The following is a 16,873-nucleotide window of genomic DNA, read 5'->3' as shown; positions in this document are numbered from 1 at the left end:
TCGCACTAGCCCGCAAGCTTGCCCGGGTGGTATTTGCTCTGCTGAAAAATCAGAGCGAATACTCACCTAAAGCCGTTTAGGGGCTAGGCATGAACCATAGAATCTCCCACATTTGATCCCGGTTCGGCCGAAAATCTACTGATCAACCCGCTCCCACATTTGGTCCCGGATCGGCTGAAGATCTACTGATCAACCCTATCCCCTGTGGGAGCGAGCCTGCTCGCGAAAGCGGTGTATCAATCACTGGAGATGTTGCCTGTGCCGACCTCTTCGCGAGCAGGCTCGCTCCCACATTTGATCCCGGTTCGGCCGAAGATCTGCTGATCAACCCGCTCCCCTGTGGGAGCGAGCCTGCTCGCGAAAGCGGAGTGTCAGTCACCGGAGATGTTGCCTGTGCCGGCCTCTTCGCGAGCAGGCTCACTCCTACAGTTGAACTGCGCTCGGCTGATGATCAATGCCATGAGCATCAACGCTACCGCGACGCCAAAGGTGATGTGCAATCCACTGGCAATGGCCGTTGCAGGCGCCTGCGTCGGATCGCCCGCCGCCAGCGCAAACACCGCGCCCATCACCGCCGCCCCGGTGATCAAGCCGAGGTTGCGCGCCAGACCGAGCATCGCCGAGACCACGCCACGCTGCTCCTGACGGACTCCTGCCATCAATCCAGTGTTGTTGGCTGCCTGAAACAACGCAAAACCAACAGCGACTACGGCAATCGGCAGTAAATACGCGGGCACCCCCAGACTCATCGGCAACAGTGCCAACAAGCCGCAACCGCAGGCCATGGCGAGTAACGCGCCCGGCACGATCCGACGTGCGCCGAAACGATCCACCAGACGCCCAGCCGGCACACCGCCGAATGCGGACAACAACGGTCCGATCGATAACGCCACGCCGACCATTGTGCTGCTGAGCCCCAAACCCCGGTGCAGGTAAAACGGACCGACCACCAGCGTGGTCATCATCACGGTGGTCACCAACAACGTCAGCGCCAGGCTACTGCTCAATCGCCGGTCAGCGAACAGTGACAAACGAATCAGCGGCGCCTTGGCCTTCTTCTCGATCATGACGAACAACCCCGCGCCGCACAGGCTGGCCAACAGCAACGGCACGGTGAAACCTTCAAGGGTCATTGCCAGCGCATAAGCCGCCAGCGTCAACACCAGCACCACGCTGCCAGAATAATCGAACGCGACTCGCGGCCCGGCGGCCCGATCCACCGGCAAATAGCGGTACACCAGCCACGCATTGAGCAAGCCCAACGGCACGTTGAGCAGAAAAATCGCCTGCCAGCCGACATGCGTCATCAACAGCCCGCCCAGCGACGGCCCAAGACTGGTGCCCGTCGCCGACATCGTCGCCAGCAAGCCCATCGCACTGCCCGCCCGCGCCTTGGGCACCGCATCGGCCACCAGCGCCACCGTCAAGGCGAACATGATCGCCGCGCCAACACCTTGCACCGCCCGTGCGCCGATCAGCCAACCCAGTCCCGGTGCCAGTGCGCAGGCCAACGAGGCGCTGGTGAAAATGCCAATCCCGATCAACAGCAATCGCCGCCGTCCAAAACCATCGCCCAGACGCCCGACACTGACAATCAATGTGGTGATCGCCAGCAGGTAGGCCAGCACGATCCATTGCACCTGTTGAAACGTCGCATCAAATGCCGTCGCCAATATCGGCAGACCCGCGTTGGCAATGCTGGTGTCCAGTGACGGCATCAACATCGACAAGGCCAGACTGGTCAGCGCCCAGCGGGCGGGAGTGCTCAGGGGTTCTCGGGGCATGGCAGGCTCGCAGTGCAAAAGTGATCTGCCATAGCGTGAGCCTCGACAAGACACGGCGCAAGACGCATGCTTTGCACTCAATACCTGCACGGAACGCCATGTCATGACCGCACCGGATCTGAACCTGCTGATCACCCTCGACGTCTTGCTGCGCGAGGGCAGCGTCGCCCGTGCCGCCAAATGTCTGCGGCTGAGCCCGTCGGCCATGAGTCGCGCCCTCGCCCGTTTGCGCGAAACCACAGGTGATCCGTTGCTGGTGCGCGCAGGTCGTGGCCTGGTGCCGACGCCGCGCGCGCTGGAATTGCGCGAACGGGTCAGTCACCTGGTGCAGGACGCCGAGGCGGTTTTACGACCTGCCGAAGTGCTTGATCCCGGCCGCTTGCAACGCACCTTCACCCTGCGCAACACCGACGGCTTTGTCGAAACCTTTGCCGCCGCCCTGCTCGCGCGCATCGCCGAAGAAGCGCCCGGCGTGCGCCTGCGCTTTGTGCAGAAAGCCGACAAGGACAGCACGCCGCTACGCGAAGGCCGCGTCGATCTGGAAACCGGCGTGGTCGATGACAGCACCGACCCGACGCTCCACAGCCGTATCCTGTTTCAGGATCAGTGGATTGGTGTGGTGCGTGAAGGGCATCCGTTGAGCGCGGGGAAAGTCACGAGCAAACGCTTCGCTGGTGGCCAGCACATTCTGATCTCACGACGCGGGCGCAGCAGCGGCCCGGTGGATGAAGCGTTACTTGCGCTCGGCCTGACGCGGGACATCGTCACCTCGTTCGGTGGATTCTCGGCGGCACTGACGCTGGTGCGCGAATCAGAGCTGATCGCCACTGTCCCGCAGCGTCATACCAGCAAACTACGCACGGGCCTGCACAGTTTCGCCCTGCCCTTCACGATGCCGGACATCAGCGTGTCGATGCTCTGGCACCCGCGCATGGACGCCGACCCGGCGCATCGGTGGTTGCGCGATTGTGTGCGGCAGGTCTGCGCTTAACGCGCGTCGCCACCGGCCGGTTTGTAGAAAAGGAATTTCCCGGTTTCGGCAGTCTTGCGGTACTCCTTGGCCCAGCTCGGATGCACGTTGCGGTCGTGGAAATACAGCGCGCCGTTGGTGCGATCCTTGAGTTGGCGGTTCAGCGCTTTGCGGGCAATATCCTTGGCCAGCGTGTATTCGGCATCTTCCTTGACCTGATCCGGTTTGCCGTCGCACCACCAGGAAAACTGGCAGCTCCTGGTTTCCGAACCTTGTTTGACGACAGCACACACCGTGTCGGGAAAGCCTTCGTGACCGAGGCGATTCATCACCACACTGGCCACCGCTTCCATTTCCGGCGTGTCCTTGCCTTTGGCTTCCCAGTAGATACTGCGCGCCAGACAAGTGATCGGATCGTCCAGCGGCGCCGCGCCGGCGGGGTCGACCGCTTGCACTTCGGTCGGGGTAATGGCTTCGGCTTTCGGCGCCGGTGCAGCGCTGACCTTGTCCGCCGCTTTCTCTTCCAGCACTTGGGCTTTTTCTTCAGCCTTCGCTTTGATCGGGGCCTGATCGGTGGCCCATGCAGAGCCTGCCAACAGGGTGAATACGAGACAACCCGCCCAGCCTTTCAATCCCATGTGTGTTCTTCCGGCAGCGCCCGATGCGGGCAAGGTGTTACGTCGGGGAGACACCCGGTTTGCGGGGTCTTCGGTGAGTGTAGACGGCAAATCCATCGGCAAAGTTGCGCAGAAAACCGGCCGAATGAAGAAAAAAGACATTGCACTCACCGGGGTCGTTTCGCGCATCATGGGCGCATTCAGCTCCAGGGAGATTTCCATGCGCTTCATGCCATCCGTTTTGCGTCTTGCCGCGTTGTCCGTGGGCATTGTGTTTGCCATCCCGGCGCTGGCCGGCGATGAATCGCAATTGATCGAGTCGATCAACAGCTACCGCAGCCAGCCGCAGCGTTGCGGCAGTCAGGCGTCGAATGAACTGCCACCGCTGTCAGCTGATCCACGGCTGAGATTACGCGCCACCGGTGCTGTCGATCTGCAGCAAGCCATGGCCAGCGCCAGCTACCCGATGGTCAATGTGCAGGCGATCACCCTCAACGGCCCGCGCGATGCGGCGTCGGCGATGCAGGCGATTCAGGAGAGTTTCTGTCAGGTAGTGCTTGATCCGCAGTTTGTCGATGTCGGTGTCAGCCGCGATGACCGTGACTGGCGCATCGTGCTGGCGCGGCCACTGCTGTCGGCCAAGTTGGGCGATGCGCAAAGTGAGGGGCAGAAATTGCTCAGTGAACTCAACGTCGCTCGCAGCCAGGCGCGTCAGTGTGGTGGTCAGGCTTTCGCCGCTGCCGCACCCTTGGCCTGGAATGCAACACTGGGCACGATCGCCCAGGATCACAGCCGCGACATGGCCAACAACAATTACTTCGACCACAAGGACCGCGACGGCCGCACCCCGGGCGATCGCGCGGAACTCGCCGGTTACAGCGGCCAACAGGTCGGCGAAAACATCGCCGCCGGGCAAGACACCGTGCACAAAGTCGTCGAAGGCTGGCTCGCCAGCCCCGGCCACTGCGCCAACCTGATGAACCCGCAATATCAGGAACTCGGCGCCGCCTACGCGACCGACCCGAAAAGCAGTGCCGGCATCTACTGGACCGCGATGTTCGGCGCTCAGTAAGCCACTCTCAAGTTCATCACCCTCCCCTGTGGGAGCGAGCTTGCTCGCGAAGAGGCCAGTACATTCAACATCAACGTTGTCTGACCTGACGCCTTCGCGAGCAAGCTCGCTCCCACGGTGATCGGTGCAATCCCCGTCATTCTCGGCCAACACAGCTCCCTCAGTGCTAAGCGGTGTATCCATGATCTGTGATACTCAAAAATCGGGTCATCGATGGCGTCAATCGATCAGTCACTAACAGTGATTGGACGCCATGGAACGTTGCCCATAACCTACGTTGCCCCCACTCTTTCCACAGCGGTTTTCACTCCTGCGAGGCTTCCTTGTCAGAGCGCGTCTTGATCGATGGTTACAACCGCCGCGTCGACTATCTGCGCATGTCGGTGACCGACCGCTGCGACTTCCGCTGCGTCTATTGCATGGCCGAAGACATGCAGTTTCTGCCACGCCAGCAAGTGCTGACGCTGGAAGAGATCTATCAAGTGGCGCAGAGCTTCGTTGCCCTCGGCACGCGCAAGATTCGCCTCACCGGTGGCGAACCCTTGATTCGCCCAGGCGTGGTCAAGTTGTGCGAGCAGATCGCCGCCCTGCCCGGCCTGCGCGAACTGTGCATGACCACCAACGGTTCACAACTGGGCAAACTCGCCGCGCCGCTGTTCGACGCCGGGGTCAAACGCCTGAACATCAGCCTCGACAGCCTTGATCCGCAGCGCTTCAAACAGATGACCCGCACCGGTGATCTGGCGCAGGTGATCAACGGCATAGATGCAGCGCGCAAGGCCGGTTTTACCCGCACTAAACTCAACGTCGTGGTGATGCAGGGCCGTAATGATCAAGAGATCAACGATCTGGTGAGCTTCGCCATTGACCGGCAGCTCGACGTCTCTTTCATCGAAGAGATGCCGCTGGGGATCATCAGTGAACACAGCCGCGCCGAGTCGTTTTTCTCCAGCGAGCAGGTGCGCGAAAAGATTGCCGAGCGCTATACCCTGATCGACTCGGCGGAATCGACGCAAGGCCCGTCGCGCTACTGGCGGCTGGCCGAGGCGCCGGAGATTCGCCTGGGTTTTATCTCGCCGCACAGCCACAACTTTTGTGGCACCTGCAACCGCGTACGCCTCACCGTCGAAGGGCGCCTGCTACTGTGTCTGGGTAACGAGCATTCGGTGGATCTGAAAGCGGTGCTGCGTGCGCATCCGGGGCAACCGCAGCGGCTGGAGAAAGCCATCGTCGAGGCGATGAAACTCAAGCCGTATCGACATAATTTCGAAGTGAACGACGATGTTCAGGTCGTGCGCTTCATGAACATGACCGGCGGCTGATCCCGCCCGTTTCATCGGTTATCGGAACCGCACAGCATGATCATCAGACCCAAGGTCAGCCAGTTCGCCATTCTCTTCACCCTCAAGGGTTCGATTGCCAAGCGCATCGCCATGCGCACGTTGATGGTCACCCTGCTCGCCTCGGCTATCGTGCTGGTGGAAATCCTTCATCCGAGCAACTTCACCAAGGTCAACGCCACGCCGTTTACCTTGCTCGGTTTGTCGCTGTCGATCTTCATGAGTTTTCGCAACAACGCTTGCTATGACCGCTGGTATGAGGCACGCAAGGCCTGGGGCGAGGTGATCGTGCACATTCGCTCGGTGATCCGTGAAACCCATGTGATTCGTGAATCGGCTGAGCGCAAGCCGTTGTTGCTCAACCTGTGCGGCTTCGCCCATGCGTTGAACGCGCGATTGCGCAAGGAAAGCGAGGCCGATGCGAGCAGCCAATGGATCATGCCCAAACCCGATCCGCAGACGCCGGATTACAGCGGGCGGATTCTGCAGACGGTCGGCCAGCAGTGTTCCGATCTGCATCAGAACGGTGAGCTGACGGAATGGCGCTACATGTTGCTGGCCAATCACCTGACCAGCCTGACCCAAGCGCAAGCCGTGTGTGAGCGGATCAAAACCACGCCACTGCCGTTTCCTTACACGCTGTTGTTGCACCGGACGATTTATCTGTTTTGCATCCTGCTGCCGTTTGCCATGGCCGAACCGCTGGGCTGGCTGACACCGCTGTTCACAGCAATTGTCAGCTACACGTTTTTTGGCCTGGATGCGATTGCCGATGAGCTGGAAGACCCGTTCGGCCGCGACGAAAACGACCTGCCCACCGATGCGCTGGTGCGCACCATCGAGCGCGACATCCTCGCCGAGCTTGGCGCAGAGGTGCCGCCAGCGTTGAAGCCGGTGGACTATGTATTGAGCTGATCCTTCTCTCCAGGCACCCCGAAACCCTGTGGGAGCGTACACCGCGGATATTGATGACAACCACAAAACCATTGTAGGAGTGAGCCTGCTCGCGATGGCGCCGGCCCACTCAACATCTTCGTCGACTGACCCTCCTTCATCGCGAGCAGGCTCACTCCTACAGTTTGATTGGTGGTGAGGTCAGAACAGTTCGTTGAAGGGGATGAAGCGCAGCGGGTCGCCGAGGTTGTGCGTGCTGTTTTCAGGGATTTCCACCAGGCCGTCGGCCCAGGTCGCGCCGAGCAGGACGCCGGAGCTTTGATTGGAATAAAGCACCGCTCGCCCCGCCTCCAGTTTCACTCTCAGGTATTCGCGACGGCTGCCAGCCTTGTGCCAATCGAAACCTGCGTTGACGGTGAAACTCAACGGCATGACGTCTTCGACACCTTGTATGCGCAGCAGATACGGCCGCGCCAACAAACCGAAGGTCACCAGTGCCGATGTCGGATTACCCGGCAGGCCAATCACCGGCACCGTGCCGAAATGGCCCACGGTCAGCGGTTTTCCAGGCTTGATCGCGAGTTTCCACAACAGCGGTTTGCCGTTGTCGCGCAGCACCTGTCCGAGGCAGTCGGCATCACCGGCAGATACCCCGCCCGTGGTCAGAATCAGGTCGGTCGCCACTTGCAGTTGCTCAAGCTTGAGCCGCGTCTGCGCCGGGCGATCCGGGAGGATGCCGGCGTCGATCACTTCGCAGCCCAGCTCCCGCAACCAGTGGCCGAGCAATACGCGGTTGCTGTTGTAGATGCTGCCGGGCCGCAGTGGCTGGCCCGGCTCGACCAGTTCATCACCGGTCGATAGCAGCGCCACACGCGGGCGACGCACCACGTGCAGTTGCGCCAGCCCTTGCCCGGCGGCGACTGCCAGTTCGAATGGTCCAAGGCGTTTGCCGGCGCGCAGCAGGATGTCGCCGACGCGATTTTCCTGACCTTGCGCGCGGATGTTCTGCCCCGCCTTCAGCGGCTGCAAGAAGCGCACGCGGCCGTCCTCCAGCACGTCGACGTTCTCCTGCATCTCGACGCAGGTGGCGCCGGGCGGCAGCGGTGCGCCGGTAAAAATCCGTGCGCAGGTGCCGGGCAGCAAGGTATCCGGCGCCTGCCCGGCGTAAACCTTTTGCGAGACCCTCAACGGCTGACGGTGCAGATCGGCGAGATTGAGCGCGTAACCGTCCATGGCGCTGTTCGGCCACGGCGGCAAGTCGAGTGTTGCCACCAGATCACTGGCCAGCACCCGCCCACGCGCGTCATCCAGCGGCAGCACTTCACTGTCTGCCAACGCTTGCTGATCAGCCATGCGCAACAACTGGTCGAGTGCGTCTTCGACCGGCATCAACGGTGAACGATTCATCCACGTGTTCCGCAGGCTTGCACGGCTTTCAAGTGCGGAACGAAGTTGCACGGGCGATGACGGTTGTCGAGTTGCTCGGCAAGAATGCCTTCCCACGCCGTGCGGCAGGCACCGGTCGAGCCCGGCAGGCAGCACACCAGCGTGCCGTTCGACAGCCCGGCCAGCGCGCGGCTTTGCACGGTGGACGTGCCAATATCCAGAATCGAAATCGCCCGGAACAGTTCGCCGAAGCCGTCAATCTGCTTATCAAACAAGCAGGCCACCGCTTCCGGCGTGCTGTCGCGACCGGTGAAGCCAGTGCCGCCAGTAATCAGCACCACTTGAACGGTGTCGTCGGCAATCCAGTTCGCCACCTGGGCGCGGATCTTGTACAGATCGTCCTTGAGCAGGTTGCGCTCGCTCAGTGTATGACCGGCCTCCAGCAAGCGACTGACCAGCAACTGGCCCGAGGTGTCGCTGGCGTAATCGCGAGTATCGCTGACCGTCAGCACGGCGATGTTCAGGGGGACAAACAGGGCATCGGCTTTTGCGCTCATGACAGTTCTCCGGCAGCATTTAATCAAGATTGCCGAGCAGCCTAAGTGCCACTTATGAGTACTGTCTAATCACTCTGGCCAACCACATTATCGACCGGCTCTATCGGTGCCTTTCACATTGTTCAAGGCCAGTAAAACCGGCCCTGATAGAGCTGATCGATAGTCACTTAAACACTTCCGATTGGACGGATAACCGTTCAAGTGAGATCGTCGCACCCTGCGCTTTCGTGCGTCTCGCGCATCTGCGTCAATACTCAATCAAAAATTTTCCATCGAGCAGGTGCCATCGTGGACATCAAGCAACTCAAGTTCCTGATCGCGCTGGACGAAACCCGTCACTTCGGCCAGGCCGCCGCACGCTGCCACATCACCCAACCGACGTTGTCGATGCGCCTGCGTAATCTGGAAGACGAGCTGGATCTGGTGCTGGTCAACCGTGGCCAGCGCTTTGAAGGTTTCACCCAGGCTGGCGAACGTGTGCTGGCCTGGGCGCGCACTTTGCTGGCGGCACACGATGGCTTGTTTGCCGAAGCGGCGGCGTGTCGCGGGCAGCTGGTGGGCAGTTTGCGTCTGGGTCTGGTGCCGCTGAGCAGCTTCAATCCGGTCAATTACATTCAGGGTTTGTCGGGGACGTATCCGGAGTTGAAGTTCAGCCTGTCGTCGCTCAGTTCCGATGAGATCATCGCCGGGCTGGGCAATAACCAACTGGACTTGGGCGTGTGCTACCTCGATCACGTCAACCCGAACTATTTCGAGTTTTTCGAGATTGGTGAAACGCGCGTAGGGTTGCTCTACGACAACCGGCATTTCCATTTCGAAGGCACGGAAATGAGCTGGGAAGACGCCGCCGAACTGCCGCTGGGGATGATCACTACTGGCATGCATTATCGTAAATCCATCGACTTCAGCTTTCGCAGCCGTGGGCTCAGCCCGCAGCCAATCATGGAAAGCGATTCGACCTATCAGCTGTTGCAAGCGATTCACCAAGGCTTCTGCTGCGCAATCATGCCGCTCGACAGTGGCCTGGAAGAGCCGATCGAACACCTGTCGTTCATGCAGTTGCCGGATGCCAGTGTGCTGGCGCCGCTGGGCCTGGTGATGCGCAAGACCGAGCCGCGTTCGGCGATTGCCGAGAAATGTTTTGCCGAGGCGCGGAAGCTGTTTGGGTGTGGCGTCGCGTTGGAGTCTGGCGCATGCCTGAAAAGCAAAAGCCCCTCACCCTAGCCCTCTCCCTGAGGGAGAGGGGACTGATTGGGGGATATTGCAGAAGTACGCCGACCTGAAGTGGCTGAGGTGAATCCATAATCGATGGGATCTGTCAGATCGATGGACGATGCCTGACGCCTGCGTCAGCCCATGCGGCTGATAACCAAATCCATAATCGACTCGATCTTCCAGGTCGATGGATAACGCAAGACACCTCGGTCGGCCCCCTCTCCCTCTGACCCTTAGCTGAAGACCAAATCCATAATCGACTCGATCTTTCAGGTCGATGGATAACGCCAGACACCGCGGTCGGCCCCCTCTCCCTCTGGGAGAGGGCTGGGGTGAGGGTTGAAAGTCTGATTAGATACCCGTTCTGCCAGGATTCAACTCCGGAGTCACGCTTGAGCACAGCGCCGAACCACCTGCCCCGCCCCGACCCCGTCACCCTGCGCCAGGCCTGGCGCTTTTGGCTCAAACTCGGCTGCATCGGTTTCGGCGGCCCGGCCGGGCAGATCGCGATCATGCATCAGGAACTGGTCGAGCGCCGGCGCTGGATCTCCGAAAAGCGTTTTCTGCACGCGCTCAACTACTGCATGTTGCTGCCCGGCCCCGAGGCTCAGCAACTGGCGACGTACATCGGCTGGCTGCTGCATCGCAGCTGGGGCGGTGTCATCGCCGGCGCGCTGTTTGTGTTGCCGTCGTTGTTCATTCTGATTGGCTTGTCGTGGCTGTACGTCGCTTTTGGTGATGTGCCAGCAGTAGCCGGAGTGTTTTACGGAATCAAACCGGCAATCACCGCGATCGTGCTGCACGCCGCGCATCGCATTGGTTCGCGCGCATTGAAGAATGCGTGGCTATGGACGATTGCCGCGGCTTCGTTCGTAGCGATTTTCTCCTTCAATGTGCCCTTCCCCTTGATCGTCCTCGGGGCCGCGCTGATCGGCTATCTGGGCGGACGATTCGCGCCGCAGCAGTTCAGCCATGGCGGTCAACGCAATAACGAAAAGTCCTTCGGTGCAGCGTTGATCGACGACGATACGCCAGCGCCCGAACATGCCCGTTTCAGCCTGCCGAAGCTGCTGCGTCTGGCGTTGATCGGCGCAGTGCTCTGGTGTTTGCCCATGGCGTTATTGACGGCGCTGTTCGGCTGGGACGCCACGTTCACGCAAATGGCCTGGTTCTTCACCAAAGCCGCGCTGCTGACTTTTGGTGGCGCTTACGCGGTGCTGCCTTACGTCTATCAGGGCGCCGTCGGGCATTACGGCTGGTTGACACCAACGCAGATGATCGACGGCCTCGCACTTGGCGAAACCACGCCGGGACCGCTGATCATGGTGGTGGCGTTTGTCGGTTTCGTCGGTGCCTATGTGCAACCGGCCTTCGGTCCCGAGCATGCGTTTGCCGCCGGCGCACTGGCAGCAACGCTGGTGACCTGGTTCACCTTTCTGCCCTCGTTTCTGTTCATCCTCGCCGGCGGGCCGTTGGTGGAATCGACGCACAACGAACTGAAGTTCACCGCACCGCTGACGGCAATCACTGCCGCCGTGGTCGGGGTGATTGTGAATCTGGCGTGTTTTTTCGCCTATCACGTGTTGTGGCCGAACGGTTTTGCCGGGGCACTGGATCTGTTTTCGCTGATGCTGGCGGTTGCGGCGGCGTTGGCCTTGTTCGTTTTCAAACGCGGCGTGATCAGCGTGTTGATCGTTTGCGCCCTCGCCGGGCTGGGCTTTCACCTGATGCGCTGAACCCTGGCCTGCGAATCTTCCGTTTACACGCCCGCGAATTCCCCCTTACTATCCGGGCACACCGGTCGGCGGGCATCCCCCGCCACCGACGTTTTCCGCCAACGGAAACACGCGTTATGAGTACGTCACTACAACAAGCAGAATCGTTGAACGTCTCTACCCTGCGCGCCCTCTCCCACAGGGGCGGCGTATGAATCGTATCGTCAATCTCCCCATGGCCCTGCGCCGTTCCAAGCTGCGTCACTCCGCACGCCCGCCGGATATCGCCCGATCTGTCTGATCGCGTCCGTTAAAGAACCGCGACAGCCCCCTGCTTCTTGATATCCCTGCCAGGACAGCCACGCCTATTGCCGCGTCGTGTCCGGCCCGAATCTGCGCGCCTGTGCGGCGCCATCGTGAGTGATTGATTATGAAATTCGCAGCCCTTGAAGACGCACGCTTGTTCCTTGAACAGAACCCCGATATCGACATGATCGAACTGTTCATCCTCGACGCCAACGGCGTGCCGCGCGGCAAGCTGTTGCACCGCGAAGAACTGCTCGCTGTGTACGAAAGCGGCCGGCCGCTGCCGAGCACTATTCTCGGTCTGACCGTGCAGGGTGAAGACGTCGAGAACTCCGGTCTGGTCTGGGACGTCGGCGATATCGACTGCCGCGCCTATCCGCTGGAAGGCAGTCTGGTGCGCCTGCCATGGCGGCAGATTCCGACCGCCGCGGTGCAGGTCAGCATGCACCCGACCGAGGGCATGCCCGCCAGCATCGCCGACCCACGCCACTTGCTGATCAGAGTCATCGACGGCCTCAAGGCCGAGGGTTATCACCCGGTGATGGCGTGTGAGCTGGAGTTCTACTTGCTCGATGCCAAACGCGATCACAACGGTCGCCCGCAACCGGCGCTGGATGCCGACGGAGGCCGGCCGCGACACACTCAGGTATACGGTTTGCGTGAGCTGGAGCAGATCGAACCGTTCCTCGCCGACCTCTACAGCGCCTGCAAACTGCACGGTATTCCGGCGCGCACGGCGATCTCCGAGTACGCCCCGGGCCAGGTCGAAATCACCCTTGAACATGGCGACGCGCTGGAGGCGATGGACCAGGCCGTGCGCTACAAACGTCTGGTCAAAGCCATCGCCCATAAGCACGGCATGCAGGCGACCTTCATGGCCAAGCCGTTCGATGATCTGGCCGGCACTGGCATGCACATGCACGTCAGTCTGGCCGACGGCGAAGGTCGTAATTTGTTCGCTTCGGAAGACCCGGCCGGCACGCCGCTGCTGCGCACGGCGATTGGCGGCATGCTCGCATCCTTGCTCGATTCGTTGCTGCTGTTCTGCCCGAACGCCAACTCGTATCGACGCTTCCAGGCCAACAGCTACGCACCGTTGGCGCCGACCTGGGGCGTCGACAATCGTACTGTCAGCCTGCGCGTACCGGGCGGCCCGGCCAACACCCGGCACATCGAACACCGCATCTGCGGCGCCGATGCCAACCCGTATCTGGCGGCAGCGGCGATCCTTGCCGGGATTCATCGCGGCATTCGTGAAGACCTTGATCCGGGTGCTCCGGTTGAAGGCAATGGTTATGCGCAGGCGAAGGAATTGCTGCCGACGGATTGGCTGACCTCGCTGCAGGCACTGGAGAATTCGGTGTGGGCACGGGATGCCTTGGGGCAGGAGTTTCTCGGGGTGTATCTGGCGGTGAAGCGTGCCGAATACCGGCAGTTCATGGCTGAAGTGGGTGAGCAGGATTGGCGCTGGTATCTCACCGAAGCTTAACGATCCGACACCGAACCTGTGGGAGCGAGCTTGCTCGCGAAGGCGTCGTCACATTCAACATTTTGGGTGACTGACACACCGCTTTCGCGAGCAAGCTCGCTCCCACAGGAAATTGCACCCCGACTCCCGAATTTTGTGTGGACACTGACATGACCGAACGCTGCAATTCCTACTACACCGCCACCCTCAACCAGGACACCGACTACCCGACTCTGCAAGGGCGGCACGAGGTCGACGTGGTGATCATCGGCGGCGGTTTCACCGGCGTCGCCACTGCCGTAGAACTCGCCGAAAAAGGCCTGAAAGTTGCCATCGTCGAAAGCCACAAGATCGGCTGGGGCGCCACTGGCCGTAATGGCGGCCAAGTCACCGGCAGCCTCTCCGGCGACGGTGCGATGCGCAAACAGATGCGCGCGAAACTCGGCGACGATGTCGATGATTTCATCTGGCACCTGCGCTGGCGCGGGCACGAAATCATCCAGCAACGCGTCGAGAAATACGGCATTCAATGCGACCTCAAACACGGCCATTTGCACGCGGCGTACAAGCCCAGCCACATGACTGACTTGCGCAAGGATTATGAAGAAGCCGTACGGCGCGGATTGGGCGATGAGGTCAGCCTGCTCGACCGCAGCCAAGTGCGCGATCTGCTGCAAAGCGACCTCTATCACGGCGCGATCAAAAACACCCGCAACATGCATCTGCACCCGCTCAACCTGTGCATCGGTGAAGCGCGGGCGGCGGAAAGTCTAGGGGCGCTGATCTTCGAGAACAGCGAAGTGCTGGAGATCATTCACGGCGCTACACCCGGTGTGCGCACGGCTCACGGACAGATCGACGCTAACCAAGTAATGCTCGCTGGCGACGTCTATCACAAGCTCGAACCGGGGCAGCTCAAGGGCAAGATTTTCCCGGCCATGGGCGGCATTGTCACCACCGCGCCGCTCGGCGATCTGGCCAAGCAGATCAACCCGGAAGATCTGGCCGTCTACGACTGCCGCTTCGTCCTCGACTACTACCGCCTCACCGCCGACGGTCGCTTGTTGTTCGGTGGTGGCGCCAACTACAGCGGCAAGGATTCACGGGATATCGCTGCCGAACTGCGCCCGTGCATCGAGCAGACCTTCCCGGCGCTCAAAGGTGTGCAGATCGATTACCAGTGGAGCTGCGCGATGGGCATCGTCATCAACCGCATTCCGCAACTGGGCAAGCTCTCGGACAACGTCTGGTATTGCCAGGGCTATTCGGGGCACGGCATCGCGACGACACACATCATGGGCGAAATAATGAGCCGGGCGATCACCGGGCAGATGGAGCAGTTCGATACGTTTGCCCAGTGCCAGCACATTCGTGTGCCGATGGGGGATTTGCTCGGTAATCCGTTGTTGGCAGCGGGGATGTGGTATTACCAGATGCTTGAGCGGTTGCGCTGAAAGATGGATTGAATCTACCGGCCCCTTCGCGAGCAAGCTCGCTCCCACAGTTGACCGAGTTCTATCTCAGAAACGCGTTCGAATGTGGGAGCGAGCTTGCTCGCGAAGAGGCCCTCAAACCCACCAAAAAATTCAATCCGCCAACTGCTCGACCACAATCCCCAACCGCCGATAATCCTCGACACTCCCCGACGCCACATGCCGCTCAGTAATCAGCGTATGCAGACGCGTGCACGGCGCCACCACAAACGGCTCTACCGCCCCCAATTTGTCCGCCGTGGTCACCGCAATCACCCGCGCCGCGCCCTCCAGCATCGCCTGCTTCACCGGCACTTCATCAAAATGCAGCGAGGTGATGCCCACTTCCGGATGAATCGCACACACCCCGGTAATCGCCAGATCCGCCCGGATCCCGGCCAGCAACCGCAGCGCCTCATGCCCACTCGCCGCCATCGTTCGCGGGTTCAACTGGCCGCCAGCGAGAATCACTTTCACACCCTTGAATTCGGACAAGGCAATCGCCGTCATCGGTGATGCCGTCACCGCCGTGATGCTGATATCGGCATGCAAAGAGCGCGCCACCTGCAACGTGGTCGAACCGGAATCGAACAACACAATCTGCCCGTCCTCGATTTGCAGCGCTGCCAATTGCGCCAGGCGAATCTTGACCTCATCGGTCTCGTCCAGCCGCGTGAAGTAATCCTTGCCGGAGTCCTTCGGACGCGGCAGCGCCCCGCCGTGCACACGCTGCACCAGCCCGGCATTGTCCAGTTCGGCTAGGTCGCGGCGGATGGTGTCCTCGGAGACTGCGAAGTGCTGGCTCAACTCGGACGCCATGACTTTGCCGTCTCGTTCGAGCAGTAAAAGGATTTTCTGCCGGCGCAGGGATGGCAGTTCAGCCGCGGAGTGATCGTGCATGGTTATGCCTGTTTATGCTTGTAGTTGCAGGTTTCTGCGAGACTAAACAAAGCCCCGCGCAAACACAAATCGGCAGGTATCAATCGTTTCGATCATTGGAATCGACAAGGGAAATTTTTTCTTTGCTTTCAGCCTGTTCAGAATGGTCGCACTTCTAAAAGGCTCAGGATGAACACCTCATGAATCTCAATTTCGCCTTCGCATGCATGATCGTCGTGTCGTTCGCGATTGCCCTGGGCCATGCCTGACAGCGTCTCAGACCGACGCCAACAAACGCTCACGCAGCCATTTGTGTGCCGGATCGCGATGCGAACGCTCGCCCCAGAACATCGCCATCTCGTAACCGGGCACCTCCAGCGGTGCGTCGACTACTTGCAATGCAGGGTTGCCGCGAACCAGGCGTGACGGCAGCATCGCCACCAGATCGGTGCTGGCCAATACCGACATCGCCATCAGAAAGTGCGGCACCGACAACACCACTTTGCGCATCAGCCCCACATCGGCCAACGCCCGGTCGGTCACCCCGAAAAAGCCCCCGCCCTCACGCGACACCATGACGTGCTCCAGCGCGCAGAATTCTGTGCGCGTGGGTGCAGACTTTAATCCCGGATGGCCGACTCGACCGGCCAGCACATAACGCTCGGTGAACAGCGGTCGTCGATGCAGCTCCGGCGGCGCGTCTTCGCTGATGTGCAGCGCCAGATCGAATACACCCTGCTCGGCCTGTTTGACCAGATGCGCCGGGGTCAGATCGATCACCGCCAGCCGCGTGCCCGGCGCCTGTTCGCGCAAACCGCGCAGGGCGGGCAGCACCACCGTCGACTCACCGTAATCGGTCGCGGCGATTTTCCAGGTATGCGTCGCTAGCGCCGGGTCGAACGCACTGGCCGGCGCCACCGCCCGCTCCAACGCCTCCAGTGCCTCGCGCAACGGCTCACGCAACTCATCGGCGCGCGCCGTCGGGCGCATGCCGCGCGGCCCGGGCAACAGCAGCGGATCGCCAAAGATGTCGCGCAGCTTGGCCAAATGCACACTCACCGAAGGCTGCGACAGATTCAGCCGTTGCGCCGCGCGGGTGACGTTGTGCTCCGACAGCAACACATCGAGGGTCAATAGCAGATTGATATCCAGCCGTCTTAAATTATTCATGGCTATACCAGACATATCAGACATTCAT

At 60.8% G+C, this 16,873-nt stretch carries 14 protein-coding genes; 8 read left to right on the top strand and 6 right to left on the bottom strand.

The annotated features are described in order from the left end of the window. Positions 1 to 371 precede the first annotated feature (371 nt). Complete coding sequence (locus GTU76_RS25730) at positions 372 to 1,784, bottom strand: MFS transporter (RefSeq protein WP_180699921.1); 1,413 nt, start codon at positions 1,782 to 1,784, stop codon at positions 372 to 374. A gap of 103 nt (positions 1,785 to 1,887) precedes the next feature. Here GTU76_RS25730 and GTU76_RS25725 point away from each other — a divergent pair, with 103 nt between their 5' ends. Then, positions 1,888 to 2,775 (top strand): LysR family transcriptional regulator, encoded by an 888-nt coding sequence (locus tag GTU76_RS25725; RefSeq protein WP_016985267.1) that lies wholly within the window; start codon positions 1,888 to 1,890, stop codon positions 2,773 to 2,775. On the opposite strand, the gene GTU76_RS25720 is transcribed toward GTU76_RS25725, so the two are convergent. Continuing rightward, positions 2,772 to 3,392, bottom strand: a complete 621-nt coding sequence (locus GTU76_RS25720) for a cell wall hydrolase (RefSeq protein ID WP_016985266.1) — start codon at positions 3,390 to 3,392, stop codon at positions 2,772 to 2,774. The two genes, GTU76_RS25725 and GTU76_RS25720, sit on opposite strands and share 4 nt — an antisense overlap. Before the next feature lie 199 nt (positions 3,393 to 3,591). Between GTU76_RS25720 and GTU76_RS25715 the strand changes: the two genes are divergently transcribed. The 3 genes from GTU76_RS25715 (at position 3,592) to GTU76_RS25705 (ending at position 6,698) form a co-directional block, all read left to right on the top strand. Beyond that, on the top strand, positions 3,592 to 4,443 hold the full coding sequence (locus GTU76_RS25715; RefSeq protein ID WP_026000621.1) for a CAP domain-containing protein: 852 nt from the start codon (positions 3,592 to 3,594) through the stop codon (positions 4,441 to 4,443). Positions 4,444 to 4,766: 323 nt separating this feature from the next. Next, complete coding sequence (gene moaA / locus GTU76_RS25710) at positions 4,767 to 5,765, top strand: GTP 3',8-cyclase MoaA (RefSeq protein WP_180699920.1); 999 nt, start codon at positions 4,767 to 4,769, stop codon at positions 5,763 to 5,765. 36 nt (positions 5,766 to 5,801) lie between these two features. Continuing rightward, a complete protein-coding gene (locus tag GTU76_RS25705) occupies positions 5,802 to 6,698 on the top strand; it encodes a bestrophin family protein (protein WP_016985263.1) in 897 nt (298 codons plus the stop codon). Between the two features lie 180 nt (positions 6,699 to 6,878). Here GTU76_RS25705 and GTU76_RS25700 read toward each other — a convergent pair whose 3' ends face one another. Together GTU76_RS25700 and moaB are read right to left on the bottom strand one after the other, a co-directional pair. After that, positions 6,879 to 8,084 (bottom strand): molybdopterin molybdotransferase MoeA, encoded by a 1,206-nt coding sequence (locus GTU76_RS25700; protein WP_180699919.1) that lies wholly within the window; start codon positions 8,082 to 8,084, stop codon positions 6,879 to 6,881. After that, on the bottom strand, positions 8,081 to 8,620 hold the full coding sequence (gene moaB / locus GTU76_RS25695) for a molybdenum cofactor biosynthesis protein B (RefSeq protein ID WP_016985261.1): 540 nt from the start codon (positions 8,618 to 8,620) through the stop codon (positions 8,081 to 8,083). Before moaB ends, GTU76_RS25700 begins: the two co-directional genes overlap by 4 nt. 288 nt (positions 8,621 to 8,908) lie before the next feature. Here moaB and GTU76_RS25690 point away from each other — a divergent pair, with 288 nt between their 5' ends. From GTU76_RS25690 to GTU76_RS25675, 4 genes are all read left to right on the top strand, one after another. Further along, positions 8,909 to 9,844, top strand: a complete 936-nt coding sequence (locus tag GTU76_RS25690; protein ID WP_180699918.1) for a LysR substrate-binding domain-containing protein — start codon at positions 8,909 to 8,911, stop codon at positions 9,842 to 9,844. A 383-nt stretch (positions 9,845 to 10,227) separates the two neighbouring features. Further along, positions 10,228 to 11,571 (top strand): chromate efflux transporter, encoded by a 1,344-nt coding sequence (chrA, locus tag GTU76_RS25685; protein WP_180699917.1) that lies wholly within the window; start codon positions 10,228 to 10,230, stop codon positions 11,569 to 11,571. A gap of 409 nt (positions 11,572 to 11,980) precedes the next feature. Then, the gene (locus GTU76_RS25680) at positions 11,981 to 13,345 is read left to right on the top strand and encodes a glutamine synthetase family protein (protein ID WP_175553988.1); all 1,365 of its coding nucleotides are present in this window, start codon (positions 11,981 to 11,983) and stop codon (positions 13,343 to 13,345) included. Positions 13,346 to 13,494: 149 nt separating this feature from the next. Then, entirely contained in the window at positions 13,495 to 14,778 is a 1,284-nt protein-coding gene (locus tag GTU76_RS25675) for an NAD(P)/FAD-dependent oxidoreductase (RefSeq protein ID WP_180699916.1), read from the top strand. Positions 14,779 to 14,910: 132 nt separating this feature from the next. Here the strand turns inward: GTU76_RS25675 and GTU76_RS25670 are convergent, their stop codons facing one another. Further along, complete coding sequence (locus tag GTU76_RS25670) at positions 14,911 to 15,696, bottom strand: DeoR/GlpR family DNA-binding transcription regulator (RefSeq protein ID WP_180699915.1); 786 nt, start codon at positions 15,694 to 15,696, stop codon at positions 14,911 to 14,913. Positions 15,697 to 15,951: 255 nt separating this feature from the next. Beyond that, on the bottom strand, positions 15,952 to 16,845 hold the full coding sequence (locus tag GTU76_RS25665; protein WP_246376150.1) for a LysR family transcriptional regulator: 894 nt from the start codon (positions 16,843 to 16,845) through the stop codon (positions 15,952 to 15,954). Between the last annotated feature and the right edge of the window lie 28 nt (positions 16,846 to 16,873).

It is taken from the genome of Pseudomonas crudilactis (genome assembly GCF_013433315.1).
Taxonomy (GTDB): Bacteria; Pseudomonadota; Gammaproteobacteria; order Pseudomonadales; family Pseudomonadaceae; genus Aquipseudomonas; species Aquipseudomonas crudilactis.
This window is presented reverse-complemented; position numbering and strand designations above follow the sequence as displayed.

Excerpts from the sequence above, each read along its gene's own strand:
- GTU76_RS25730 (WP_180699921.1), bottom strand. The coding sequence starts at position 1,784 with ATGCCCCGAGAACCCCTGAGCACTCCCGCCCGCTGGGCGCTGACCAGT.
- GTU76_RS25725 (WP_016985267.1), top strand. The coding sequence starts at position 1,888 with ATGACCGCACCGGATCTGAACCTGCTGATCACCCTCGACGTCTTGCTG.
- GTU76_RS25720 (WP_016985266.1), bottom strand. The coding sequence starts at position 3,392 with ATGGGATTGAAAGGCTGGGCGGGTTGTCTCGTATTCACCCTGTTGGCA.
- GTU76_RS25715 (WP_026000621.1), top strand. The coding sequence starts at position 3,592 with ATGCGCTTCATGCCATCCGTTTTGCGTCTTGCCGCGTTGTCCGTGGGC.
- GTU76_RS25705 (WP_016985263.1), top strand. The coding sequence starts at position 5,802 with ATGATCATCAGACCCAAGGTCAGCCAGTTCGCCATTCTCTTCACCCTC.
- GTU76_RS25700 (WP_180699919.1), bottom strand. The coding sequence starts at position 8,084 with ATGAATCGTTCACCGTTGATGCCGGTCGAAGACGCACTCGACCAGTTG.
- moaB (WP_016985261.1), bottom strand. The coding sequence starts at position 8,620 with ATGAGCGCAAAAGCCGATGCCCTGTTTGTCCCCCTGAACATCGCCGTG.
- GTU76_RS25680 (WP_175553988.1), top strand. The coding sequence starts at position 11,981 with ATGAAATTCGCAGCCCTTGAAGACGCACGCTTGTTCCTTGAACAGAAC.
- GTU76_RS25675 (WP_180699916.1), top strand. The coding sequence starts at position 13,495 with ATGACCGAACGCTGCAATTCCTACTACACCGCCACCCTCAACCAGGAC.
- GTU76_RS25670 (WP_180699915.1), bottom strand. The coding sequence starts at position 15,696 with ATGCACGATCACTCCGCGGCTGAACTGCCATCCCTGCGCCGGCAGAAA.
- GTU76_RS25665 (WP_246376150.1), bottom strand. The coding sequence starts at position 16,845 with ATGAATAATTTAAGACGGCTGGATATCAATCTGCTATTGACCCTCGAT.